This is a genomic window from Microbacterium sp. CCNWLW41, assembly GCF_037083505.1.
The window spans coordinates 612,100-638,046 of the sequence record NZ_JBAOJP010000001.1 but is presented as its reverse complement, the minus strand read 5'-3'; the positions used below and the strand labels follow the sequence as shown (position 1 = coordinate 638,046).

Genomic DNA, 25,947 nt, shown 5'->3' with positions numbered 1-25,947 from the left:
CGCGCATTGAACCCTGCCGACCCAGCAGTGGTCGGCATATGCGGCTCTGGAAGCCCCGACCATCCGGTTCGCAGGACGCACGGTAAGGGGGCAAAGCCGTGCCCGGGAGCCAGCTGAAGCCTGGAAGCCGAGACCTGCGATCTCCGCGGTGCCTCAATCAGATATGGTCGACCTCAGTCGAAGTCGGCCATGCTCGCGGCGATGAGACGTGGAGGCGGTCACAGTTCGGAGAGCCGCACGCGGAGCTTTCGGATGTCCTCTGATGGGATGGATTCGGCCGCGACCGCCAGGAACGTGTTCAATGGAATCGGTCTCGCCATCGCGATCATCGGGCTATCAGCGACATCGGGCGCGACCTGGTCAAACACCTCGCGTGACGCCGGGTCGTCCAGGAGTTCGCCGAGGGTCGTGACGTCCGGGTCGATCCGACCCCAGTGAAGGTGTTCCTCCGGTTCCTCCAAGGACGCGAGAGTCGTCGGACGGTTTAAGGCGCGCACATCGGCGTGCGGCCTGCGCGCGCGTCGCACCGGCACGCTGAAGCTCCAGGTGCTGCTGTTCGCGATGATTTCGTGCGACTCACCGTTGGGGAGATGCACTGTCCCGGTGATGCCGTCCGGGATGCTGACGGTGAGGGTGGCGTTCTGTCCGTCGCGCGTCCAGCGGCTGCTGATGGTGCCGTGTCTGGTGTCGAGTGTGGCTTCTGCCCATGTCAGGCGCTGGTCGAGGTGGGGGCGGATATTGAGCTTGGTGTAGCCGGGTTCGGCTGGGGTGATGCCGGCGACGTACTCGTGCAGGAAGGTGATGACGGCACCTTTGGAGTAGTGGTTGAGCGACTCGTGCGGATTCCCGTCCGCGTCGATGCCCGACCACGACTCCCAGACGGTTGTCGCGCCGCGTTCGAGCATGACGAGCCACCCAGGTTCGTCGGTCCGGAACAGCAGGTTGTAGGCCACGTCGGCATAGCCGTGGTCTGCGAGGACAGGGAGCAGCATCCCGGTGGAGAGGAATCCAGTTGCGAGGTGCGTGCCGTTCTCTTCAATCAGCCGCACGAGGTGATTCGCTGCGGCCGCCGTAAGGTCGGTGGGGATGAGATCGAAGGCGAGGCCGCGGGCATAGTTCGCCTGGGTGGGAACGGTGAGGGTCCCGTCGGTGTTGAGGAATTCGGCCCGCCACGCGTCGGCGACGTTCTGCGCGAGCGCGGCGTAGTGTTCGGCCGCCTCGTGGTCGCCGATCCCCTGGGCGGCGTCACCGGTGAGCTGTGCGGAGCGGGCTAAGTACGCGGTGGCGACGATGGCGGGGTCGCCTTGGGGGTTGAAGGGGACGTCTGGTTCCAGCCATTCGCCCCAGTGCCATCCGGTGTCCCAGAGGTATCGCTCATGCGGTGCAGGGTCCGGCCGGTTGGCGATGCGGCTGGGGTGGCGGTCGCCGGCTGCGGTTCTGGCGGCGTAGTCCACCCAGCGACGCATCATGGGTGCGGTCTCGGTGAGAATGCTCGGGTCTCCGTAGGCGCGGTACAGCTCCGACGGGACGATCGTCGCGGCGTCACCCCAGCCGGCGGAGCCGTCGAAGGAGATGGGGATGACGGGGACGGGTTCGATGCCGCAGTCGGGTGCGACATTGGTGATCTTGCCGTCTGCGTGCTGGTCGTCCGCCAGCGAGGTCAGCCATTTGCGGGCGAACCCGGCGATGTCGTCGAGGAACGCGGCGCTGCGGGCGAAGATCTGGAAGTCGCCGGTGTAGCCCCATCGTTCCCGCTGCGGGCAGTCGGTCGGGATGTCGAGCGTATTCGCTCGCCAGCTGGCGACGGCGATGCGGTGCAGTTCGTTGAGCCGAGGGTCGCTGCAGGCGAACGTGCCGGTGTGGCGGAGGTCGGTTCGCACTTGGTACGCGGTGATGTCATCCGCAGTCAGGTCCTCGTCGAGTCCGTCGACGGCGACGTAGCGGAAGCCGTGGCTGGTGTGCCGGGGCTCGAAGACGTCGGTCTGTTCTCCGCGGGAGATGACGGTGTCCCGCTGTCCGACCGGAAGCTTGGGCAGGCCGGGCGCGACGGTGATATCGAGGTGTCGAAGGGTGAGGTCACCGTCGTGGTCGAGCGCTTCCCCATGCGTGAGGTGGACGGTGGTGCCCGAAGGGCCGAGCAGGGAGAGCCGGACCCAGCCGTTGAGGATCTGTCCGAAGTCGACGATCTGCCGGCCAGACGGCAGACGCTCGATCGAGATGGGAGTGAAGGATTCGGCTTTGCGCACCGGTGGGGCCACCGACCACACCAACCGGTCCTCATCGAGTGTCAGCGGATCATCAGCGGTCACAACGCGTCGCCACTTGGTAGCGCCGAGGCGGCGCAGATCGCTGGTCTGTCCGTCCATCAGGTCAGCCTGGATGATCGCCCCAATGCCCGTCTCCCACGTACCGTCAGTAACGACCTCCGGGCTGCCTTCTGTCGTCTCGATGGAAAGCGCGGCGACGAAGGCGGTCTGGGTGCCGAAGCTGTCGGGCACCCGGTGCGCGCCGACGCGGCCGCGGAACCAGCCGTCGCTGAGGACGATGAGCAGCTCGTTGTCGCCTTCGACGGTCGACGCGGTCACGTCGTACTGCTGCACCTGGAGCGTCTTGCGGTAGCTGGTGATCCCGGGCGTGAGCTCAAGGTCGCCGACGCGTTCTCCGTTGAGGAATGCCTCGTAGACGCCGTGCGCGGTGACTGTCAAGGTCGCCCTTCTCGCGGCGCCGGTCACGGTGAAGCTCCGTCGGAACTCGTGCGCGGGGCGCTGCCCGGCCGGCGGCGCGGGCTCCGGCGTGGTGATCCAAGTCGCCCCGGCGAGATGGGCGGCCGGTGACGTTCTCTCAAGTGTCGACATGGTGAGCTTCTTCCTGATCAGGATCGCAGGACACGGACGACTTCGTCGCGCACGCGCTTTGCTTCCGGCGTAGCCGAGCCGCTGAGGCCCACGGCGTGATTGGCGTCGGGAGAGTAGGTGAGGCTGCCGGCGTTACCGGCCTTTCGCAGCCTGCCGTAGGCGTCAAGCGCCTGCGGCAGCAGGAGATCGCGACCTCCGGAGACCAGGTGCACCGGCGGCAGCCCCACCAGTCGGCCGTGGATCGGGCTGACCGCCGGGTCGGACGTCGGCAGGTCGGCTGCCCATGCCGAACCCCACTGCCGCAGCTCGACAGGATCGAGAATGGCGTCCCATCTTTCGAGCACGTCCGCTGCGGGGTGTTCGAGTTCGACGTCCAGCCACGGACTCAGGAGGATGGCGGCGCGGATGCCCTCCGGGTGCCGCTGCAGAACGCTCAGCGCCAGGCCTCCGCCGGCGGAATCGCCGGCGAGGTACAGCTCGCCCGCGCCGCGCTGCGCGATCTGATCTTCGAGGACCCGGGCGACGAACCTGTGGGCGCGCGACGCGTCACCGAAGGGAGCGACCTCGTAAAGCGGAACGACGGCGTCGATCTCGGCATCGGTTGCATACTGGGCGACGGCTTGCCAGTGCGCCGACGAGATGGGATGCGCGTACCCGCCTCCGGCGAGAAAGATGACGGCGCGTCCGCGCGACGCGTCACGGCGACGGAGGGTGACGACCGGCGAACCGGCAACTCGCTCTTCGCTGACGTGGAAGCGCTTCTGAACCGAGGGCGGTACCGCGGCGGGGGCGGGCGGTCCCTGGGCGTAGCGACGGGCGATCTCTGCGGAGACGTCCGCGTTGCCGGATCGCGCGATGAGGCGCTTGACGATGGCATCCATCGCCAGTGCGCGAATCGACATGAGATACCTGGTTCTGTGTGTCGGTGGAGCGGCTTGACGCCGTCACATGTGGGCGCCGCCGTCGACCCGAATCTCGGTGCCGGTGATGAAGGCGCCGTCGTCGGAGACGAGGGTAGCGATGATGGCCGCGACGTCGGCCGGTTTGCCGAACTCTCCCGCCGGTTTGAGTGCGGAGGACAATTTGGACAGCAGTGTCCAGTCCGCGTCGGCGGGAAGGAGTCCCGGGGTGCTGGCGGTGATGCCGCTCTCGATGCCCCCAGGGACGATGTTGACCGCGCGCAGCCCCTGCTTGGCGTACTCCAACGCGATGCTGTGTGTGAAGGAGGCGATCGCACCCTTGCTGGCGGAGTACGCAGCCATGTAGGGGTGGGCGTAGAACGCGGACGTGGAGCTGAAGTTGATCACCCGGCCGCCATGTGCGGAGCGCAACAGTGCAGGAAGAGCTTCCCGCACCATCAGGAAGGTGCCGGTGAGGTTGACCTGAAGGATCCGGTTCCAGGTGTCGAGGCTGGTTTCGTGGGTGTGTCCAGCGGTGAGGATTCCCGCAGCGTTCACGAGCGCGTCCAGCCGGCCGGCCTCTTCCACGACCGCCGCGACGCCTGCGGCGACGGATGCCTCGTCACTGATGTCGATGGGCCGGATGCGCAGTCGCGCGCGGGTGTGATCATCCGTGACGGATCCCGTCAGCGCGGTGAGGGAGTCGTGGTTGATATCGGCGGCGTAGACGTCGGCACCTTCTGCGAGGAGCCGCAGGGCCGTGCCGCGGCCGATGCCGGAGGCGGCGCCGGTGACGAGGGCAACCCGGTCGTTCAGTCTTTTCATCTCTGCTTCTTTCGATCGGCAGCGGCACCCGAAGGGGCGCGGCCTGGGCTGCAAGGTCGCTGCTCCCGCGCATGGGACACCTCCGGAGGGAGCCGGGGACAATGCGCGCGGGTGGCGGCGCGCTTAGCGGGTGAGGCTGAGGGCGACAAGTTCGTTGAGCGCGTCGTCGGAGATCTCGACGCCGGGGAATCGGGCGAACTGTCCCATCGGCATGGACTCGACCATCTTCAGCATGTTGCCGTTGTCCTCGGCCGCGGCCAGCTGCTCCGGAGACGCGTTCGCCATCATCGCCTGCATCAGGGCCGGCCCGACGGTGGGGTGGCCGAACCACTCTCCGACGGTGGAGCCCAGGCTCAGCGGCTCCGGTCGATCGGTGTCGCCTTCCAGGTCGAGTGGTGCGGAGGCGGTGATGTGGGCGGAGGATCGGCCGAGCTCGACGCCGTACGTCCCCGGCTGGACGCGCCAGCGGTCCTTCACAGTGTCCCAGTAGGCGAAAGCACGCCGCTCCAAGCTCAGCTCCAGGGTGCGAGCTTCGCCGGGCTCGAGCAGCACCTTCTGGAACGCGGCGAGCTCGCGGACCGGGCGATGCACGGGTGAGTCAGCAGGAGAGACATATACCTGGACGACATCGGCCCCCGCGACGGCGCCCGTGTTGCGGACGGTGACCCGGACGAGCGCGCTGTCGGGTCCGGTAGCGACCACCTCAAGCTGTTCGTGGGCGAAGGTGGTGTAGGACAGTCCGTGACCGAACGGGTATCGCACCGGCTGCTCGGCGGTGGTGTAGTACCGGTACCCCACGAAGACCCCTTCGCCGTACCGTACGACCTCGTTCTCACCCGGGAAGTTGAGGAACGAGGGGGTATCCTGCAGGCGGTGCGGGATGGACTCGGCGAGCCGCCCGGAGGGGTTCACCGCGCCGGTGAGGATGTCGGCGAGCGCGCCGCCGACGGCCTGTCCGAGCGCCCACCCTTCAACGATCGCGTCGACGGAGTCGTGCCACGGCTCCAGCGTGACGACGCCGCCATTGGAGAGGACGACGACGGTGCGCCCGGCGCGGCCGGCGACTGCTTCGATGAGAGCGACGTGCTCGGCGGGGAGGTCGATGCTGGTGCGGTCGAACCCCTCGGACTGGTCCTTCTCGTAGAGGCCGACGAACACCACGGCGACGTCTGCCGCCGCGGCCGCAGCAACGGCGTCCGTGAGCAGCTCCACCGGGTCGCCCTCGTCGGCGTATCCGGGGGCGTACGAGACGTTCTCGTCGCCCAGGGCGGCGCGCAGCTCGTCGAGCGGGATGTCCAGTCGGGTCGGGTTGACGTGCGAGCTGCCGCCACCCTGGTACTGCGGCGCCGCGGCGAGGGCGCCGAGCACGGCGACCTTCTGGCCAGCCTGCAGCGGCAGTGCCTGATTCTTGTTTCGCAAGAGCACCACTCCGGCTGCCGCCGCCCGGCGGGCCAGCGCATGGTGCGCGTCCTCGTCGAATGCGGAGGGTTCCTCGGGCAGAAGGGTGCGGTCGACCAGTGCCGCGACTCGCGCGGCGGCCTGCTCGACGGCGGCACGGTCCAGGCGGCCGTCGCGGACGGCCTGGAGGATGGCGTCGGTGCCCTCGTCACCCGTGCCCGGCATCTCGAGGTCGAGGCCCGCCTGCAGCGCCTCCACCCGGTCCTTGATCGCGCCCCAGTCGGACACGACGAGTCCGTCGAACCCCCACTCGTCGCGGAGCAGCTCGGTGAGCAGCCAGCGGTTCTCCGAAGCGAACACTCCGTTGATCGCGTTGTAGGCGCTCATCACCGAGGTGGGCGACGCGTCCTTGACGACCCGCTCGAACGCGGGCAGGTAGATCTCACGGAGTGCTCGCGGGTCGACCTCGGCGCTCACGCGCATGCGGTCGGTCTCCTGGTTGTTGACGGCGAAGTGCTTCACCGACGTTCCCACACCAGTGGACTGCACGCCGTGGACGTACTCGGTGGCGAGGACGCCGGTCAGCAGCGGGTCTTCGGAGAAGTACTCGAAGGTGCGACCGCCCAGCGGGGACCGCTTGATGTTGATCGCCGGTCCCAGGATCATGTTGACGTTCAGCGCGCGCGCCTCCTCCCCGAGCGCGACGCCCACCTCGCGGATGAGGGCGGGATCCCAGGTGGAGCCCATCGCGACCCCCGGCGGGAAGCAGGTGGAGGGCAGCGAGTCGTTGAAGCCGAGGTTGTCGGCGGTGCCGTCCTGACGTCGCACCCCGTGCGGACCGTCGACCATCACCATCGAGGCCACGCCCGCCCTGTCCCGGGTCGACCAGAAATCGCGGCCGGACAGCAGCGCGGCCTTCTCCTGCAGGTCCGCGTCGTTCGCGGTCGGCTCTGCCACCGTGTAGATGTCGGCAGGAATCTCCTCTCCGGCGTTGAGGGCGGCGAAGCCGCGTTCGAGGTCGGCGAGCACTCCGGCCGGGTCGGGGAGCATGCCGGTGATCTGTCGCGGTGTGACCTCGTCCTGGCCGCGCAGTCCGCCGGACATGTGCTCGGCCGCGCCGGGCACCCATTTGGCGATCACGCCGGTCAGCACCTCGAGTGCCGGCTTGTGGTCCGCGATGTCGGCCATCCGCGAGTCCACCGTGAATTGGCGGACACCCTCCGGGCCGACTTCGAACGGCTCCGTCCATTCGTACATCCCCGCGGAGACCTCGAGGGTCCGGCCGGAAGGAAGCACGACGTCGGCCGTGCTGCCGACCGGCACGGTCGCGAAGACCCGCACATGACCGTCGGCCAGCGCCCACCCCGCGGCCGCGGTGCCGTAGGGGGTCTCGAGCCGGGCGGAGGCGGACGTCAGCCCGCGCCGCGGCGGCTGTGGGGCCACGCGGATGCGCCGGTATCCGGGCGCCGCGGCCGCAAGACCCGCCACCACACGGTGCATCCAGTCCGCGACGGCGCCGAAGGCGTAGTGGTTGAACGAGGTCATGCCGCTCGGGTTGACGGTGCCGTCCGGCAGCAGCGAGTCCCACCGCTCCCAGATGGTGGTCGCACCCTGTTCGACCGTGTACAGCCAGGACGGGGCCTCCGTCTGCAGCATCAGTCGATAGGCGACCTCGGCGTGGCCCGTGGCGCTGAGGGCGTCGGTGATGATCGGCGTGCCGATGAACCCGGTGGCGATCTTGTAGCCGTTGCCCGCGACGATCTCCGCCAGCCGGTCGGCGGCGCGCTGCCGCTGATCGGCGTCGTCGAGCAGGTCGAAGGTGATCGCGAGGGCGTACGCGGTGGCCGAGTCGGAGAGCAGGCGTCCGGAGCCCGAGACGTACTCGCGGACGAACGCCCGCTTCACCTCGTCGGCGAGCGCTCCGTACCTCTGGGCTTCTGCCGCGCGGCCGAGCAACGCGGCGGCGTCCGCCACGATGCGGGCCGAGCGCGCGAAGTAGGCGGTGGCCACGATCTCCGGGTAGGTCTGCGCCTGCTCGGGGCGGTTAGCAGGCGCGGTCGGGTCGAGCCAGTCACCGAACTGGAACCCGGCACTCCAGACCCGGTCCGCGCCGGCGGCCGCCGTCACCTCGTCGACCCAGGCGACCATGCTGTCGAACTGGGTCTCGAGCACGCCGAGGTCGCCGTACGCCTGGTAGATGGTCCACGGCACCACGGTGGCGGCGTCCGCCCAGCCGGCGGTGGGGCCGGTGTAGCCGGTGACGATCGCGGGGACCACCATCGGGGTGCCGCCGTACTTCTGCTGCTCGACGGCCAAGTCCTTCAGCCACGAGACCAGGAATCCGGCGGAGTCGTACAGATACGTTGCGGTGGGGGCGAAGACCTGGAGGTCGCCGGTCCAGCCGAGCCGCTCGTCGCGCTGCGGGCAATCGGTAGGGATGTCGACGAAGTTGCCCTTCATCCCCCAGACCACGTTCTCGTGCAGCCGGTCGACCAGCGGGTTGTCGGTTTCGAACCAGCCGGTCCGGTGCATGTCGGAGTGGATCACCTCTGCCGTGACCGCGGCGGGGTCGAACTCGCCGGGCCAGCCGGTGATCTCGGCGTACCGGAACCCGTGGAAGGTGAATCGCGGCGCCCACCTCTCCTCGCCCGCTCCGGCGAGCGTGTAGGTGTCGGTCGCCTTCGCACCGCGCAGCGGTTCGAGGGAGAGTTCGCCGTGCTCGAGGACCTCTGCATGGCGGAGCGTGATCGTCGTGCCAGACTCGCCGGAGACGGTGATCCGCAGCCGGCCGACGAGATTCTGTCCGAAGTCGAGGATGGTGGCGCCCGATGGGGAGGTGAGCACATCCTGCACCGCGCGGGTCTCCACGACCCGCACGGGCGAGCCGTCCGGTGCGACCAGCTCCACGTCGCCGAGGTCGCGCACCGCCACTGGCGCCCAGCCCAGGGCCGAGGCATCCGTCGTCGACCATGCCGGGTCGAATGCCCGGGCGTCGTAGTCCTCCCCGTTGTAGAGGTCGGCAGACCGGATCGGGCCGGTCCCGGCCAGCCACTCCGAGTCGGAGGCGACGGTCTGCCGGCTGCCATCCGCGAAGTCGATCTCCAGCTGAACGAGCACCCCGAGATCGGTGCCGTAGAGCGCCTTCTTCTCACCCCAGCCGAGGTAACCGCGCCACCACCCGTCGCCCAGCCAGGCGCCAATCACATTGCGGCCGGCGCGCACCAGTTCCGTGACGTCGTAGGTGGTGTACCGCATCCGCGACTCATATGCAGTCCAACCGGGAGCCAGCTCGTCATCACCAACCCGCTGCCCGTTGATCTCGAGCTGGAACAGCCCGTGGCCAGTCGCGTAGACCCGCGCCCGGACCACCTCGCCGCCCTGCGCGGTGAAGGACCCGCGCACCAGGGGTGAGGCGATGTCGTGATCAGCCGGACCCACCAACTGCGCGGACCAGTCGGATGCTTCCAGCAGCCCCGCCTCGACAACCGCCCAGTCGCTCCATCCGCTGACGGACCCGTCGTCGCCGTGCACGCGGACGCGGATCTCCTGGCGCTCACGTGAGCTCAGCGTGCCGAACGGCCACGGCACGAGCACGGACTCGCCGCTGTCGACGCGGATGCTCTCACCGCCGCGCTGCTGCACCTCATAGGCGGCCTGCGACCAGCCGTCCGGGGCATCCGTCGTGATCCACGACAGCCGGGGACGGGCGTCGCCGATGCCGAAAGCATCACGGTGGTGCTCGAATCGGACGGGTGCGACGGTGAGAGACATCTGCAACGAAGCTTTCTGCTAGGGAGCGATCGGGTCAGCGGACGGAGCGGATGCGGAGCACGACGGCGCCTGCGAGGACCACCGCGACGGCGGCGACGATGAACAGCAGCGTGTAGTTGCGCTCGTCTCCGGTCACCCCGATCAGGAGGATTCCGGATGCCGCCAGCGGAGCGATCGACTGCGGGATGGAGGTCGCGAAGCCGGTGATGCCCATGAAGCGGCCGGCGTCGGTCTCGCGCTCGGGCAGCACATCGAGCAGCAGCGCCTGGTCGACGGCTGCGAACAGGCCGAGTCCGACGGAGGTGATCAGCGACCCGGCGATGAGGAAGGTGATGTCGGTGGCGAACGCCTGCAGCAGCATCCCGGCCGCCATGATTACCCCGCCCAGCAGCACGAACAGCCGTCGCCGCTTCAGACGGTCGGAGAGGAAGCCTCCGCCGATGGCACCGAGGGTCACCGCGAGGATGCCGCCCAGGCTGAGCGAGGCGATGATGCCCGCGATGGATTCGACGCTGATGCCGAGGCGGTCGGCGAAGAAGAACGCCGTGTAGGTCGTGTTCAAGGTGATGCCGGTGTAGAAGAGGAAGCGGCCGAGCCAGTTCCACGAGAAGTCGGGGTGCTTGCGCGGGTTGTAGATGTACTTCGACAGCAGCTGAACGACCGTGATCGGATCCTTCGGCAGCGCCCGGCTGTCGTCCTCGTGGACGAGCATCACGAACAGCAGGACAAAGAGCACACCCACCGCACCCGGGACCAGGAACAGCAGGAGCGGGTCGCCGGTGAAGAACTGGGCGAGGATCACGCCGAAGACGGGGGCGATCTGCGTCGCGAAGCTGGTCAGGCCGGCGACCTTGCCGCGCTGCGACTCGGGCAGCCGGTCGGCGGTGGAGATCTGCAGGTTGCTGAGCGTGGTGCCCCAACCCCACTGCGCGAGGACCCAGCCCAACCCCACGATGAAGACATTCGGCGCAAGTGCCATCACGATCAGCGAGAGCACGCCCACGAGCATCCCACCCACCATGAAGGGCCGGCGGCGCCCGATCCGGGTGCGGGTGCGGTCGCTCCAGATGCCCATGAACGGCGAGGTGAGCATCACGAACAGCGCGCCGGCGCCGGTGATGTACCCCAGGTACTCGGGGTGGCCGGGGGCCAGCGTGTTGACGCGGATGGTGAGCGAGATCGCCAGCGGCGTGATGAAGGCCATGAAGACGCCGAACTGCGCCAGCACCATGAACCAGATGTAGCGAGCGCCCACCTTCGGCAGCTCGGGAGCCGGGTGGGCCGCCTCGTCCAGCTCCACGGCATTGGCCGTCGGCGCGGGGATGGTCGCAGGAAGAGGGGTGATGAGCGGTTCTTCGTTGCTCGGGGTCATTTCAAAGACTCCATTGTCAGGATGAGTTGCTAGCGCGTGCTAGTTGCTGATTCAGGATGCTACGGTATCTCCACTAGCACGCGCAAGTCGCACGAGGAGATCAGATGCCCGGAGCACAGGCCAAGCGAGTCACCGCGGCCGATGTCGCCCGATCTCTGGGCCTGTCACGGGCGACCGTAGGATTCGTGCTCAACGACACCCCCGGTCAGACCATTCCGGCGGCGACGCGGGACCGCGTTCTGGCGGAGGCGAAGCGGCTGGGTTATCGCGCGAACAGTGCGGCGCAGGCTCTGGCGAGCGGCCGGAGCCGGATCGTCCTGCTGGTGTTGCCGGATTGGCCACTCGACCACAGCATGCGGACGCACCTCGACGAGGCCTCGCTCGCGCTGGATGAAGCCGGTTACTCGCTCGTCACGATGACCCCGCATCCCGGCGGGCAGGCGCGACCGCTGTGGGAAACGCTCCGCCCTGACGTCATCATGGGTATGGCGCCGTTCACCCGGGAACAGCTCACCGAGATCCGCGCAAGCGGTGTGCAACACATCATGCCGCCGGTCGCCGCAGGCGAGGAAGGTGCTGACGGGGAGCTGGGCTTCGTGGACGGGCCACGGCTGCAGGTGGAGCACCTCATTGCACGAGGGCGTCGACGGCTCGCCTTCGCAGGGTCGGGCGATCCGCGGATCGCGGATCTCGTCGCACAGCGACGCGACCTCGCACGACAGACACTGCAGGCACACACGGGCTCGGGGTTCGTCGCCGAGGCCACGATCAGCGAGGACACCGCCGCGGACCAGCTGCGCGGCTGGATGGACCGCAGCGTCGACGGCGTAGTCGCCTACAACGACGACATCGCGGCCATGCTGCTGGGCGCCGCGCTACGGTCCGACATCGCGGTACCTGAACGGCTGGCGATCGTCGGACACGATGACACACCCCTCGCCAGACTCCTCGTCCCCGCACTTTCAACCGTGCGAGTCGACAATGCAGGTCTCGGCCGATTCCTCGCCCAGCTGGCACTCAGCGCAGCCACCGGATCCGCTCCTCCGCTCGCCGGTCCCGAGACCGACGCTCACCTCGTGGTGCGCGAAACGACCTGAACGAGACGGCGCATAAGGCGCGCCCATTAGCCCGCGTCGATCCGCGAAGCCTCAGACGGCCTGGCGTCGAGTTCGGGAAGCTCCTGCCAATCCTGGCGCCCTTTGTCCTCGGTCTGATCGCCAACAAGCAGAGTGGCGCGGCAGGCCCGGCCGGCTCCGGTACCTCCGCGGGCGGAGGCGGCATGGGGACATCATCGGTGGATTGCTCAGCGGCGGTGGCTCCGGCGGGGAATCCTCCGCGGGCGGCATTGACATCGGCGGACTTCTCGGCGGGCTCTTCGGCGGGAAGAAGTAGGTCCGTCCGCAGCGGAGCACCCCAAACAAGCATTCCCCGGCAGCGGCCGGACGCGGGCGGCCATCGGAGCGTTCGGTCGCCATCCGTATACGGGCACCGGCACGATTAGGGATGATGAACGCGCCGGGACGACTCCGGCCGCCGTTTCGAGATGGTCATGGACAGACAAAGCGGCCAGACCGTCCGGGGCGAGCACGATAACGAGCCTCCGCCGGGCACAGCCGAGAACGCTCACGGGCGGAGTTCCTCTGATCGGCTTGAGCCGTCAGCGCACGCGCATCTGGCCAGATTGTGACTCTGCCCGCGAGCGGCCTACCCACGCCGTCTTCAGCCCAGTGCAGAATGATCCCCATGGACATCGAGGGACTGGCGGTCAGCCGGGTCACCGTCGTGATCGGCCGTTGCCCACGCCTGCATCCGACGGTGACCTCCAACGACAAGACGCCGTTCACCGACGGGCACATCGACCTCTACCACAAACCGAAAAAGACAAAGGTGAACTGGGCGGGCCGAGTGGATGTGCAGGTGAAGGGGCGCTCTCTCGCCCCGAAGCGCCGCCCGCCCGAGACGTTCCCGATCTCCCGCACCGACCTGCTCGCCTATCAACAAAATTCGGGCGTACTGTACTTCGTCGTCTGGGTGAACTCGAAGACCGGAAAGGCAGCCGCGACGATGTACGCGCTGCTCTCCCCGTTCGCCATCGCCCAACTGTTCCGCGACACGTCGGACGATCAGGCGACGATCTCGGTCCCGGTGCGAAAGTTCCCGAACGACCCGAACGAGATCCACCGGCTCATCGAGGTCGCGCTGAAGACTAGGCAGCAGAACGTTTCCACGGGGTTTGACCCAGCGCTGTTCGAACGGGTCGAGAGCATCACCGTGTTCCCAGCTGTGGACTTGGACCTCACTGAACCGGTCACGTTGAAGCCGGTGCAGAACGACTTCGCCCTCGTCCTCAACACCGTCGATGGAATGTCCGTACCCTTCGACGGGATGCTCGAGCTGGTGCCGCCGGAGTACCTTCCACGCCGCGTCGCGATGTCGGTGGGGAGTGGAGACGTCAGATACGACTCCGTCGTCACGCAGCGTCTCGACGCGACGTCGTACTCGGTCGAGTTGTCCGAGGGTCTGCGGTTCGTGGTCCACGGCACCGGACCCGACGGCACGACGAACGTGAATGTCACGTTGGAGTCGACGCTCCGTGGCCGGCTGAAGTCGCTGCAGTTCTTCGCCGCGTTGTTGGACACCCGGGCGATCGAGTTCGACGGCCGCCGGATGCCGTTCGAGGTCAAGCGCGGCGACGACACCACCGATATGCGTGCACACTTGCGCACGCTCGAACAGCTCGTCGAACTCCTCGAACGCCTGGGCGTCGACATCGATCTCATCGACCCCAACGACATCGACGACGCGCAGGCGAAGCAGCTTCACTTCCTTTACCGCGCATTCGTGCAGGGTGAGGAGATCGTCGACACCTCCAGCGAAATCGCCCGGGCGACTCAGCGAGTGGGGGCGTGGGATCTGATGTTCCTGGTGACGCCGGGCGCCGATGATCGTCACTGGCGGCTGGTGGACCCGTTCGCCCCCGAGACCGGACATCAGTTCCGCTGGTCGGCCGACGAAGAGAGCGGCGGCCGGACCATTCCTATCACCGCCTACGACACGGTAGAGCCGGAATACCTCACGACGGTGCTCAACATGCGACTGGACCGCATCGTCAACGCATACGAGGAGATCGCGGACTTCGAAACGACCCGCCCCCTCGCCAACCAGCGTGTGCTCGAACTCACGAGGGCCGCCGACAGTTCGCCAGTGCGCAGCCTGGATCTGCTTCGCGGCGCGGAGGCTCTCAACGAATGGCTGATCGCTCAGGAAGGCGAGACGCCCACCAATCTCCTCAACCGCTGGCAGATCCTCGCCCGTCAGGGCCCGCTGGCGGCCGACGTTGTGAGGGACATCCGCCGGCTCAAGCGCCAGATCACCGTCAACAACGGCGGCACCGTCGATACGCTCGAGGTGGCGTGCGCGATCCTGATCGGCGACGCGGACGAGGTCGCCGACCTCCTCGCGCAGCTGCCGGAGAACGACGTCACGACGATGAAGGACTGGCCGATCTGGAAGCTCGCTGAGCCGTCTGACGGACTTACGGACGTCGCATGAATGTGCCGCAGGGCACTGAGTGTTATCTGGATCCCGAGCGCCGCCGTACGGGCAGGCAGAGAGCGTCGGACACTGGCCGCTACCGCTGAGCGGCGGGTGCAGCGCAGGCCTTCGCTAGGGTGGCTGCGTGATCTCTCGCTACAGCCTTCGCTGCCCCGGTTGCGACGAAGCGTTCGTCGCACGCATCGGAGTCCAGCCAACCGACATCACCCGCTTCTACTTCCCTTGCCCGAACTGCCAGCTGCCGATCCGCGGTCGCATGAGTGGGCAGGAACCAACCGAGCACAAGGTCGTCATCGACGGCGAAATCGTCGACGAATCCGACCTGCCCACTGACCCGCTGGTCGTTACGGTGGACCCGTTCGTCCCGTCGCGCTACGACGCCGACTCGATGAAGATGACGTCGGAAACAGCCATCGGCACCTTCCCCACCATGACGATGGTCCATTTGCTCGGGTTCGAAGGATTCCAAGCGTTCGGCGAGGACGGTGGCCGCGCCCACCACGTCGTCACGGAGTTCTGGCCGCCCGCGCGCATGCTGTTCAACTACTACCTGCAGGCGCGGTGGGATCTGTTCGAGCGGACCGCGAAGTCGAGGTTCGATCTCGACTCGATCGGCAAGACCGCACACGAGCGCGCCACCATCGCCTACCAGGCTCTCGGGAACGTCACCGTGGGGATCGTCGGAAGCTCAGGCGATCGCGGCGAGAAGCTGATTCAGCGGTACGGCCGCAAGCACCTAGCCGCGATCACGAAGGACGCTCATCTGCAGTTGATTCGGTCGCGGGACGCGATCGCCGGCGAGCTCGAGCGGGACATGTTCGGAGTCATCGAGCATTTCATCGACAACTACGAGTCGTGGGCGATGGGGCGCCTTCCCCGGTTCGCGGAAGGGGATGCGGCCGAAGAGCTGCAGAAGCTCGTGCTGTTCCGGGATGAGTTCACCCTGGTCCGTGACCTCTATCAGCAGGGGTTCGAGATGGCATGCAAGTGCCTGTGGATACTGGTTGCGGCGCAGAACACCGTGAAGGGGGCTGATCCGAACATGTTCGGCGATCACCCGTCGGCGGTGCCCTCCAACAAGCAGGCGGGGACACTCGCCCAGTTCGACAAGTTGCCGAATGCGTACAAGATCGCATATGCCGCGCAGGTGCCCGGCTGGGACTCGCTGCCTGAGCTCCTGAACAACCAGCGTCGCAACACGATCGGTCATGCCACGGCGCGGCACGATCTGAGGTCGGGCCGTGTGGTGAGCGACAAGGACCCGGGCGGCATCACCTATCTGGAGTTCCTCAGCGAGACCTTCGGGGTGTTCGAGGCACTGAGCTCACTGATGCAGGTAGTGCGTTCCGTGCGCGTCACGGCGTCGCCCGACTTCCTGTAGCGGCGCCCGCTGCAGGTTAATGCCTGCAGGGTTCGGCGCCCTGGATCACCCCTTGGGGAACGGCGGACAGACCAAAGTCTGTCGCCTTCGTCGCTGAGCGCGCGCTTCCTTCGTCGGGGTCGAGCATTTCGATCCAGTCGTCCGGGCCGCGCTATTGCGATGGTCTAGACAACCCACGGGGATAATCGCGGTGAGGCAACCGACAAGACGACAGGATAGGCGTCATGCCTCCCGAAAGCCGCCGGTACGACTCAGTTCGTGAATCGACACTCGAGTTGCTCGAGGCAGGGGAGCAGCCCCATATCGAATTCAAGAGCATCGTGGTGCCAGGCGCAGTGGCGAAGCAGGTGGCGGCTGGTGCCAACTTCATCGCGTTCCAGCCAGCCGTTCGGGTCCACACCATCATCTTCGGCGTGGCGGAGGAGGACAGCCAGGGCACCGGAGCGACCACAGGATCCATCGTGGGCTTGAGCTCGGAAGATGGCGGGCCTGCTGACCTCGACGCGCTTCAACTGCAAATTGAGCAGATCGTGCATGCAAAGGTACGACCGCAACCGAACCTCTCGATCTACCAGGAGAACGTCGCGACGATACCAATCCTTGTGGTGGAGGTCCGCCCTACGTCTGCCCCACACGTGGTCGATGATCGCTGGCACATAAGAGGGGTTGGCGGCGTGCGGTCTCTCACTCAGGACGAGGCCCTCCAGATCTTCAAGAACCAGCGACTCGCCGCGTGGATCGACGAGTTCGAGGAAAGTGACCCGCTGCAGCGAGCGCTAGCCGCATTGAGGAGCTCGATTGATGACCTCAGGTATGAGCGTTTCTCCGACGGATCTGCACTTGTGATGGACCACGCGCTCGCGAGTCCGGATGCGAATGAGTCCTTCCTGCAACACCTGCAGCAATCCCTTGACGGTGTGGAGGCCAAGGTCGACGAAGCGATTGAGGCCATCGCGGAGACGCTGGGCCAAGCGACCTTCGCCGCCGACAACACGACGACGGAGACGGCCGAGAGCGTCTGGTGGACGGTCATGAGATCGCGGATGATGCGGTTGCACACAGTTCATACATTCGCGTCAATCGTAGGGACCGAGCGGGTCGCCCTGATTGATGAACTCGTAAGCGACCACCTGGGCGAGGCGGCGCCCTTCGCCGCGTACCCGGACAATCTCGCGGAGTCGGCCGCGTACCGGAGCCTGCGCCGCGCTGGGGAGGACCGTCGACTCGAGTTGGACGCCGCATCGGACCTCGTCGCCGCTGTCATTTGGCGACGCAACGGTCTTCCGCCCACATTCGGCATTGACTGGCTCAACAACATGAAGTCGACCCCTGATCTGTCGGCAGATCTCCAGAACCCCCTGAGCGCGCGCCGGCTGGTCGGCAACGTCCAACCCGAAGTCGGGCTGCTGCACCTCCCGGACGTCGCTGCGGACCACGTCGCGGAGGTGCTACACGGCACGATGAGTCTCAATCGGCGCCTCTTGTCGGTGCGCCTACCGATTGGGGTATATCGCCTCGCTATCCCCGAATCTAGGAGCGTGTGGGCCGTCACTTTCTCACCCGGCACCAAACTTGACGACGGGGCGACGACGGAAATGGCGCAGGCTGCGGCCGCAATAGACCAGTTGGCCGCGGAGAGCGGCGGGTCAAGCTGGTGCATTGAGGGGCCAGGTGTGGCAATTCCAACAAGGTAAGTCGCCCGCGGGTTCGCGGTGTGCAGTCCCTCCAGGTCATCGAACGCCGGCAAACAGCGTCCTGTCAGACGAATCAGTCGGCGGCGCGAACGACCGCTCGTGCGGCGAGAGCCGCTAAGGTCAGAACTGCTCCGAAAGCGCGCCCAGTCCCACCCATCGCTCAGCTGTCGCCGAAGCCTCAACTGTCGCTTCGGCCTGAACTCCTTCACCCAGGGGTCCCGGTCGTTCTCTTGAATGAACCAATCGCGACCCCGTTCACCCCGAGACCACTTGACAACTTCCGCCGCGATGCGGAAGCCGATCTGCGTTGCTTCCTTGCGGTTCGGCGCCGCACGTTGAAGTTGAACCTGTCGCGCCGCCCAGTAGCCGATCGCTTCGTCTTTCTTTGGCGACAGCGCGAGCAGACGAGTCAGGGAAGCGCGTACTCGACGTGACTTGGGTTCGAGAGATCGGACAGCGGCGCGCGCACCGCACTGCGTGATGCTCGTTCAACGGTTGCCAGCACGCCTCCGACAATCGCCTCTCGATGTCGTCGATTGTCACCGACCCAACACCGGACATAGTCGATGGCGAACAACGCGACAGTAACGAACAGCGTGGCGCTGGTCGTCAGGAAACCAACGAGGATGGGGTCCATGAGATGAACGTAGAGCTCGACTCCGACACCGCACCTGCGAAGCCCCGTCTGAAGCCTGCCCTACGCGGTGATGACGGTTCGCAAGGCGGTCCTTACGTGCATCGCTCGAAAGCGGCATTCTCGGGTGTAACCGTCGCGGGAACCCGCTGGACGGGCGGCGGGATGGATCGGGGGTGTCGGCGCATGCAGGGTCGGGCCCGCCGGTCTGGAGGGGTTGAGGCCCGTGACCGCCGCTGAGCTGAGGACTGATCGGCTGAGGGTCGCTACGCGCTTCGCTTCCCGGGCGCGATAGCATCCGGCGATGGACGACATCCCGTGGATCGCGCTGATTGCGGCCGTCGTCGGCAGCAGTGGCCTCATCGGTGGCCTGACTCTTATGGTTCAGCATTCGCGTGCGGCCCGGCTCCGTCGGTCGGTCCGCGAGTCGCTCGAATTGTCATCAGCGTTTAGCGATGGAGAGCGGCCCCGACACGCTCTCCATGCCGCGGCCTCCCTCGATGCTTACCGCCTGGCCGCGATGTCTCTCATGCAGATCGGCGGCAGGGCCATGTCGATGTTCATCTGGCTTCTGATCGGGCTGGCCCTCGCACTCGTCGTGATGGGGTGGGGCCTCGCGAGACTGGCAGGAGGTGGGGTCACCACTTTCGGGCTCCCTATGTGGATCCTGTTGATTGCCTACGGCCTGGCATATGCGCTGGGGCTGGCATTCGTTCTCGACCAGGCCATCCGTCGACGTCGCGACCGGATGGTGGAACGTCTGATGTCTCCGGGGAAGTTCACAGTGATGGTCGAGGACGGCCGCTCGAAGATTGTCGAAACAGACGGCTCGGAGTGGCCCACCCCACGAAAGTCCAAGCGGGCCGATTCAGGTTCTCGCGCGCGCGATCAGATTCCGAACGGTTCGCAAGATTAGTCAGCACGGTATGTCCTGCTGGGGCATCGATAGCGGCACCCTTCGTCGCCGACTCCATCCGTTGCGCTCGTATGCCGGTCCGCGAACGGGCAACCGGAGACGGTCTCCTGCGCGCTCAGGAACCAAGCAGCGCTCGTTCGATCGTGTCTCCACGTGCGCGGGCACTAACGCCTGGCTCGCCGACTGATGCTAGCCCTCGAGTAGCGCTGCGAGCGCGGCCAGGTCGTGCTCCAGGCTGTGCTGAACCTCGGCAGACATTCCCCTTGCCAGTTGCGCTTCGGCTGGCCCGTCGAGCCATGCAGACAGTGTGACCTCAGTACCGTCGAGCCCCTCGACGGCCTCGTGGTGCACGGTCAACTCCGCCCCATCGAGTTCGGTGGTGTCGGCATAGACAAAGCCCGGCCCCACTGTCGTGACGCGGAACGGTGACTCTTGACCACCGACCGCTTTCAGGACTCCGCGGGCGCCCAATCCGAAGGGCTCTGACAGCTTGAAATACTCCATGCTCGGCGCCCACTCGGGGTGTGTTTCGATCGCGCACCAGCGCTCGAAGAACAGCGATGCCGAGGCACTAGACGTGCGGCGGGTTCGGGCAATCTCGATCACGAATCGACGCTAGCGCCGATCCCCGACAGTGAAGCGGCCGAGCTCTTTGGCCGCTCTCATGCCGGTCGTTGGTGTCGGTTGAGGGTCCTCGAGCGCGTGAGGCGTTTGACCTCGTCTGCTCTAGGGCCGATATTCGTCCGCGCGGGGCGGAAAGGCCTCTGGCGGAAGCATCGTCTGGGCATTCATCTGCTCGGGCGGTTTGACGACCGAGAAGAATTTGACGACCGAGAAGAACTTGACGACCGAGAGGAAGAAGCCAAGCGCCTTCGCGAGTGTCCTGCCGACCACCGCTGCAACCCGCCAAGACAGGGAACGATCACGATCGGTCATCTCGCCGGCATCCATCACCGGAGTCCCGAGCGTCTAGCGGTCGGCGAGGTGGAACAGCGCGTTCGTCGGTCCAACCGCGCCATGTCCCGGCCTCAAGGAGTCTCGCAGGCGCTCGAATCGGTGAGGCCCGTTTACCCCGCCCGATGAAGATGCCCGCAGGGGCACGCCAACCGCGACATCACGGTCTGGTCAGACGGGACTCCTCGGCCGGTTGTGCGACGGCCATCCCCGTGCCGACTGCCACCTTCACGCGGCAGTCTGCTTCCGATCGCTGAGGAGTGCGTGGAGTTGTCCTGATGCGGCGAGCAGCGCGACGCTGCGGTGGCTGAGATCCGACAGCCGCTCGTCGAGAAGCGCCTGAGCCTCTGACGTCAGTCCGTGCTCGCGAAGCTGGGCGAGTACGCGCGATATCGGTGGGATGCGGTGTCCGCCGCTTCGGAGCGCTGCGACGATACGTGCCTCCGTGATCGCTCGAGCGTTGTATCGACGGGTCTGCGACTGACCGATCCGATCCGGGTTGACGAGTCCTTCATGCTCCCAGTGGCGCAGCGCCGACGAGCGAACACCGAGGGCGTCCGCGAGCTCGCTGATCGTCATGGAGTCGCGGTCGTCGAAGACGAGGGTGGTGTCGGCGAGTACCGCCTGGAGACCGCGGCTTGCTTCGCGGACGTCTTCACGACTGCGCGCCAGCAGGGCGTGCAGGTCATCGATCTTCTCTGCAGCGGCTTCGAGGGTGCCGTGCACCAGCGTGGGCATCATCTGTCGCGCCGGCACGGATCCGATCGCGGCGACCAGTGCGCGATAGGCGCGGAGCGCGACGATGTGGCGCGCCTGGTAACAGCGGTATCCGTTGGGGGTGCGCTCGGCGGCGGGGAGCACTCCGAGCCGTTCGAGGTCGCGAACTTGCTGTGTGGAATAGCCGACCATTCGAGCGACCGCGGCCGTCGTGAACGTCGTCTCTTGAGACTTTGTGGCTGGCATGCTTGCTCCCATCTCGCCAAGGTCCACATAAGCACTTCAACGTGACGATGGAAGGATGGAGATGAAGGAGATTGTCGATGCCGTCAGCGGCTTCGAGGGTGCGCTCGTGGTCATCCCCGGAGAGGGGAGCGGTTCGCCGGAGGTGGCGTGGGGTGACGCGTTCTTCTACTACGCCCCGGATGGAGCGATGCCGGAGCGGACGCAGCCGTACGGGACGATCGTGACGAAGAACTATCCCGATGACGAGGAATCGAGACTGGACGAGTCTGGTCGGTTCCGCGTGAACATCCACGTCGGGCGCGATCGCGCAGCGCAGATCGCGGATGACGGTGCGAGCCCCGCCGACGCCGACGTGTTCGTCTCGCACCCTCTGTACGGGGCGGCCGGATGGGTGTCGGTGGTGAATCCGGCGTCCGCGACGTCGGAGCACGTGATCTCGCTGCTGCACGACGCGCATGAAGCAGCACGAGCTCGCGCATCTCGTCGTGCTGGCAGCGCGTGACGGGATCGCCGCAGGCGTTGAGCGAGGCTGATCGCCGGATCGTGGCATCGTGGGCGGCTGACTGCGCCGAACGAGTCCTCGCGATCTTCGAGTCGGAGTCACCCGACGACTCGCGGCCACGCGATGCGATCGCTCGCACGCGGGCATTCGCGCGCGGCGAGCTCGATGCCGCGGGTGAGATCCGTCGCCGCTTCGTTGCGGGACGCGCTGCGCACGGGGTCGCGAGCCCGCCGGCCATCGCGGCCGCGCGCGCAGCGGCGCAAGCCGCCGGCGTTGCCCACATGGGCGCGCATGCCCTCGGGGCCGCCGCGTACGCGGCGAAAGCTGTGGGCTTGTCGAAACCCGATCTGATGGACGCAGTCCGAGCAGAGATCTGCTGGCAGCTCAACCACCTGAGCCCGGAAGCCAAGACCGCACTACGACAGCTTCCGCTGCTCGGTCAGGACACGAGTGGCCCGCTCGGGCCTGGTCTCCTCAGTCGAGGCGTCCTCGCAGCGAACATCCGCGCCATCCAAGCTGGCCTGACGTAGTCCCGCCCCGCGCCGATCAGGACGTCTGCATTGAGAATTGGAGACGTTAGCGCGAGATTCACCTACCCGAAGTCGCCCGGGGCCATGTCGGTGAAGCGCGAGAAATGGCCCTGGAAGGCGACGGTGATGGTGTCGGTCGGGCCGTTGCGGTGCTTGGCGACGATGAGGTCGGCCTCGCCGGCGCGCGGCGAGTCCTTCTCGTAGGCGGCCTCGCGGTGCAGGAGCACGACCATGTCGGCGTCCTGCTCGATCGAGCCCGACTCGCGCAGGTCGGACAGCGCGGGCTTCTTGTCGGCGCGCTGCTCGGCGCCACGGTTCAGCTGCGAGAGCGCGATGACCGGGACCCCGAGCTCCTTCGCGAGCAGCTTGAGCGCTCGTGAGAACTCCGACACCTCCTGCTGACGCGACTCGACCCGCTTGCCCGACGTCATGAGCTGGAGGTAGTCGATGACGACGAGCTTCAGGCCCGCGCGCTGCTTGAGCCTGCGGCACTTCGCGCGGATCTCGACGAGCGTCATGTTGGGGCTGTCGTCGATGTACAGCGGGGCATCGTTGATGCGGCCGCGCGTCGCGGCCACGGTCGTCCAGTCGCGCGAGTCGAGCGTGCCCTTGCGCATGGACTGCAGGGGGATCGCTCCCTCGGCGCTGAGCAGGCGCATCGCGATCTCGCTGCGCCCCATCTCGAGCGAGAAGAAGATCGTGGGCATGTCGTGCTTGACGGCCGCCGACCGCGCGAAGTCGAGCGCCAGCGTCGACTTACCCATCGCCGGTCGCGCCGCGATGATGATCATCTGCCCCGGGTGCAGGCCGTTGGTCAGCTGGTCGAGACCCGAGAATCCGGTCGGGATTCCGGTCATCTGGCCGTCGCGCCCGCGCGCGGCCTCGATCTCTTCGACGGCGGCGTCGACCGCGATCGTGAGCGGCACGTAGTCCTCGGCCTGCTCGGCCCCCGTGACCGAGTAGATCTCGGCCTGTGCGTTGTTGACGAGGTCGAGCGCCTCACCCTGGCCGGAGTACCCCATCTGCACGATGCGGGTGCCGGCCTCGACCAGACGGCGCAGCAGGGCGCGCTCAGAGACGATCGAGGCGTAGTACCCGGCATTCGCGGCCGTCGGGACGATCGACGTCAGGGTGTGGAGGTAGTCGGCGCCGCCCGCGCGCTGCAGCTCGCCCGTCTTGATGAGCTCATCGGTGACGGCGACCACGTCGGTGGGCTCGCCGTGCGAGTAGAGGGTGAGGATCGCCTCGAAGATCAGCTCGTGCTTCGGGATGTAGAAGTCGGCGCCGCGCAACGTCTCGATGACGTCGGCGACCGCGTCCTTCGACAGCAGCATTCCGCCGAGCGCGCTCTGCTCCGCCAGCACATCGTGCGGGGGAGTGCGCTCGAAGTCGCGGGGACCCCCCATGCGCTCTTCGGAGATGTCGGCGATCGACATACGCTGCGCGTCCTCCCTGCCGTTCGGTCACGGTCATCGTTGTTCGTCGTCTGGTGCTGTGGGCGCGGGCGCGCCGACAACGCACGAACGCGCAGCGGAACACCCTCTTCCGCTCACCTTCGCGTCGCACTGCGCCGGCTGTCGCACTGCCCCCAGCCGTGCGACACGCGTTCCCGAATGGGCCGCCCCCAACGCTATGGATCCCCTCCGACACTCGCAACAGCGCCTGTGGATAACTGTGTGGAAAGCCTGCGCGAAACGCCGTCGCAGTTGTGTAGAACCCCTGTGGACAACCTCGCGTCATTCCTTCAGATCCGGCTTGGAAAGCACGTGTGACCTGGATGTGCTTCATTCACAACCTGTGGAGAGAGACGTGCTTGAAGTCAGGGTTGAAGGTTGAGTCTCCGACGGCACCCTGTGCACAATTCCGGCCCGCTCGCAACAGCCCTCACACTCAAAATGAGCAGGTCGCAACCCGCTCGAGAATCCTCTGGACAGCGCATCACTCGCGCGCTAGCCTCTCTAATCCAGGCACCCTCACGCACGATCCGTCCGGAACGTGCGGCTCTTTCGTCGTGGGAGGTGAACGTGGAGATCGCAACCTCGCAGCTGCCGAGGATCGTGCGGCTGGCCCTCATCGGGACCGTGTCCGCGTTCGCCTGGATCGTCCTCTCACTGGTCCTCGGCTTCGGGCTGGGACACGCGCAGGCGGATGAGACCGACGACGGGGGACTGCTCGGGGGTGCACTCGGAACCGTGACGGCCGCCGTCGACACGACAGCGGCGACGGTGACCCAGACGGTCTCGACCGTCACGACAGGCGCGACGACCGCCGTCAACACGGTCGTCGCCTCGACGCCGGAGCCCGTGCAGGAGCCGGTGAGCCAGGTCGTGCACGTCGTCGGCTCGGCGGTCACGACCGTCGCTCAGCCGGTCTCGGACGCGGTGTCGGGTGGCGTCGTCAGCGGCATCACCGAGCCCGTGGTCGACGTCGTCACCGCCGTGCCCATGGTCGGCGACGTCGCCACCGCCGTCGGCCTCGACGACGCCGTCACCGACCTCGGCGGCACGGTCGATGAGACGCTCGACGACCTCGTGGGCGTGGTCGTCGAGACGGGCACGACGGTCGGTCTGCCGCCCGTCGGCGAACTCCCCTCGACCCCCGCCACACCGGGTCTACCGGGTCTGCCGGGACTCTCAGACCCCGCCGACGGCGCCTGGCCGAGCGAGACGCCCACCATCGCGGCCGGCGCCGTCACGCTCCTTGCGAGCGCCTCCGCCACCGCCGCAGCGGCCTTGCATGCCGCCTGGGCTGCGGCATCCGTCGCCTCCGCTGTTGCGGCGGAAGCGCTGTACGTCTCGTCCGCCGCGCTCAGCGCGAGCGGGCCCTCCAGCTCTCCGGGCGGGCTCTGCCTGCCCTCCACCTCCGCGGGACCCGGTGGTGCGGGTCCCGGCGCCTGGGCGTTCATCGCCCTCGTTCCACTCGCCGCACACCGTGCCTGGGTGCGCCGAGCAGGTCCCGAGGACGATCACGCACCGCCGGCGCCCGCCGGTTCCACCGACGTCTCCCCCGACTGATCGGCTCTCCGCCGCCTCGCTCTCACGAGCGCAGTGCGGCAGAGATTCAGCGCGCCTCCCGCGCTGAGCAGCACCTCTTCGCGCGCTGCATCCGATCGATCACAAAGGGGAACACCAATGCGTACTTTCTGCAAGCGCGCCCTGTGGGGCACGCTTCTCGCCGGCGGCATCACGCTGCTCGGCGCCACGGCCGCGACCGCGGCCGAGACCACCGGTGACGACGGGCTGCTCTCCGGCAGCCAGGCCGTCATCGACGTCACACTCCCGGTCACCGTCAGCGGCACGTCGCTGTCGGTCATCGGCGACTCCCACAGCGACGGCAGCACCGCCGCCGCTCCCACGTCGGATCCCGCACCCGCGGACGCGACGACAGGCGGCCAGGACGGCGCCGCGTCGGGCACGCAGGCGCTCGTCTCGGTGAACGTGCCGGTGACCGTCGCCGGCAATGCGGTGTCGGTAGCCGGCGACAGTGAGTCGTCGGATGCCACGACCGCACCCGCACCGGCTGCTCAGCCTGCTGCGGCCGAGACGTCCGGCGACGACGGCATCCTCTCGGGGACGCAGGGAGTCGTCTCGGTCGCCGCGCCCGTCACGGTCTCGGGCAACGCGATCTCGGTCGTCGGCGACAGCTCGAGCGAGGGAGCGACCACCGCGTCGCCCGCGCCGAGCAGCTCGAGCGGCACC

Annotated in this window: 19 protein-coding genes; 9 read left to right on the top strand and 10 right to left on the bottom strand. The window is 67.2% G+C overall.

From position 1 onward, the window contains the following. Nucleotides 1–218: 218 nt before the first annotated feature. The 5 genes from V6R91_RS02750 to V6R91_RS02730 form a co-directional block, all read right to left on the bottom strand. A complete protein-coding gene (locus V6R91_RS02750) occupies nucleotides 219–2,855 on the bottom strand; it encodes a family 78 glycoside hydrolase catalytic domain (protein ID WP_336394055.1) in 2,637 nt (878 codons plus the stop codon). A gap of 17 nt (nucleotides 2,856–2,872) precedes the next feature. Continuing rightward, complete coding sequence (locus V6R91_RS02745) at nucleotides 2,873–3,757, bottom strand: alpha/beta fold hydrolase (protein WP_336394054.1); 885 nt, start codon at nucleotides 3,755–3,757, stop codon at nucleotides 2,873–2,875. A gap of 42 nt (nucleotides 3,758–3,799) precedes the next feature. After that, nucleotides 3,800–4,579 (bottom strand): SDR family NAD(P)-dependent oxidoreductase, encoded by a 780-nt coding sequence (locus tag V6R91_RS02740; RefSeq protein WP_336394053.1) that lies wholly within the window; start codon nucleotides 4,577–4,579, stop codon nucleotides 3,800–3,802. A 123-nt stretch (nucleotides 4,580–4,702) separates the two neighbouring features. Then, nucleotides 4,703–9,748 carry a family 78 glycoside hydrolase catalytic domain gene (locus V6R91_RS02735; RefSeq protein ID WP_336394052.1) on the bottom strand — a complete coding sequence of 1,682 codons (5,046 nt, stop codon included), beginning with the start codon at nucleotides 9,746–9,748 and terminating at the stop codon, nucleotides 4,703–4,705. A 34-nt stretch (nucleotides 9,749–9,782) separates the two neighbouring features. Continuing rightward, the gene (locus V6R91_RS02730; RefSeq protein ID WP_336394051.1) at nucleotides 9,783–11,120 is read right to left on the bottom strand and encodes an MFS transporter; all 1,338 of its coding nucleotides are present in this window, start codon (nucleotides 11,118–11,120) and stop codon (nucleotides 9,783–9,785) included. A gap of 104 nt (nucleotides 11,121–11,224) precedes the next feature. On the opposite strand from V6R91_RS02730, the gene V6R91_RS02725 reads away from it, so the two are divergent. The 4 genes from V6R91_RS02725 (at nucleotide 11,225) to V6R91_RS02710 (ending at nucleotide 17,750) form a co-directional block, all read left to right on the top strand. After that, nucleotides 11,225–12,217 (top strand): LacI family DNA-binding transcriptional regulator, encoded by a 993-nt coding sequence (locus V6R91_RS02725; protein WP_336394050.1) that lies wholly within the window; start codon nucleotides 11,225–11,227, stop codon nucleotides 12,215–12,217. 646 nt (nucleotides 12,218–12,863) lie between these two features. Then, the gene (locus V6R91_RS02720) at nucleotides 12,864–14,672 is read left to right on the top strand and encodes a hypothetical protein (RefSeq protein ID WP_336394049.1); all 1,809 of its coding nucleotides are present in this window, start codon (nucleotides 12,864–12,866) and stop codon (nucleotides 14,670–14,672) included. Between the two features lie 127 nt (nucleotides 14,673–14,799). Next, entirely contained in the window at nucleotides 14,800–16,056 is a 1,257-nt protein-coding gene (locus V6R91_RS02715; RefSeq protein ID WP_336394048.1) for a hypothetical protein, read from the top strand. A gap of 224 nt (nucleotides 16,057–16,280) precedes the next feature. Further along, a complete protein-coding gene (locus V6R91_RS02710) occupies nucleotides 16,281–17,750 on the top strand; it encodes an AlbA family DNA-binding domain-containing protein (RefSeq protein WP_336394047.1) in 1,470 nt (489 codons plus the stop codon). Between the two features lie 409 nt (nucleotides 17,751–18,159). Here V6R91_RS02710 and V6R91_RS02705 read toward each other — a convergent pair whose 3' ends face one another. Beyond that, complete coding sequence (locus V6R91_RS02705) at nucleotides 18,160–18,387, bottom strand: hypothetical protein (protein WP_336394046.1); 228 nt, start codon at nucleotides 18,385–18,387, stop codon at nucleotides 18,160–18,162. 301 nt (nucleotides 18,388–18,688) lie between these two features. Between V6R91_RS02705 and V6R91_RS02700 the strand changes: the two genes are divergently transcribed. After that, nucleotides 18,689–19,300 carry a hypothetical protein gene (locus V6R91_RS02700; protein WP_336394045.1) on the top strand — a complete coding sequence of 204 codons (612 nt, stop codon included), beginning with the start codon at nucleotides 18,689–18,691 and terminating at the stop codon, nucleotides 19,298–19,300. Between the two features lie 189 nt (nucleotides 19,301–19,489). On the opposite strand, the gene V6R91_RS02695 is transcribed toward V6R91_RS02700, so the two are convergent. The 3 genes from V6R91_RS02695 to V6R91_RS02685 form a co-directional block, all read right to left on the bottom strand. Beyond that, nucleotides 19,490–19,906, bottom strand: a complete 417-nt coding sequence (locus V6R91_RS02695; protein ID WP_336394044.1) for a hypothetical protein — start codon at nucleotides 19,904–19,906, stop codon at nucleotides 19,490–19,492. 120 nt (nucleotides 19,907–20,026) lie between these two features. After that, nucleotides 20,027–20,251 (bottom strand): hypothetical protein, encoded by a 225-nt coding sequence (locus V6R91_RS02690; protein ID WP_336394043.1) that lies wholly within the window; start codon nucleotides 20,249–20,251, stop codon nucleotides 20,027–20,029. A 231-nt stretch (nucleotides 20,252–20,482) separates the two neighbouring features. Beyond that, nucleotides 20,483–21,244, bottom strand: coding sequence for a MerR family transcriptional regulator (locus V6R91_RS02685; RefSeq protein ID WP_336394042.1), 762 nt, complete (start codon nucleotides 21,242–21,244; stop codon nucleotides 20,483–20,485). Nucleotides 21,245–21,278: 34 nt separating this feature from the next. On the opposite strand from V6R91_RS02685, the gene V6R91_RS02680 reads away from it, so the two are divergent. Both V6R91_RS02680 and V6R91_RS02675 read left to right on the top strand, forming a co-directional pair. Further along, nucleotides 21,279–21,719, top strand: a complete 441-nt coding sequence (locus tag V6R91_RS02680; protein ID WP_336394041.1) for a DUF6194 family protein — start codon at nucleotides 21,279–21,281, stop codon at nucleotides 21,717–21,719. A 17-nt stretch (nucleotides 21,720–21,736) separates the two neighbouring features. Next, entirely contained in the window at nucleotides 21,737–22,249 is a 513-nt protein-coding gene (locus tag V6R91_RS02675; protein ID WP_336394040.1) for a putative immunity protein, read from the top strand. Nucleotides 22,250–22,311: 62 nt separating this feature from the next. On the opposite strand, the gene dnaB is transcribed toward V6R91_RS02675, so the two are convergent. Next, on the bottom strand, nucleotides 22,312–23,685 hold the full coding sequence (gene dnaB, locus V6R91_RS02670; protein ID WP_336394039.1) for a replicative DNA helicase: 1,374 nt from the start codon (nucleotides 23,683–23,685) through the stop codon (nucleotides 22,312–22,314). A 588-nt stretch (nucleotides 23,686–24,273) separates the two neighbouring features. On the opposite strand from dnaB, the gene V6R91_RS02665 reads away from it, so the two are divergent. Both V6R91_RS02665 and V6R91_RS02660 read left to right on the top strand, forming a co-directional pair. Then, nucleotides 24,274–25,263, top strand: a complete 990-nt coding sequence (locus tag V6R91_RS02665; RefSeq protein WP_336394038.1) for a hypothetical protein — start codon at nucleotides 24,274–24,276, stop codon at nucleotides 25,261–25,263. 117 nt (nucleotides 25,264–25,380) lie between these two features. Beyond that, the coding region (locus tag V6R91_RS02660; protein WP_336394037.1) for a chaplin family protein at nucleotides 25,381–25,947 on the top strand (567 nt) is incomplete at its 3' end.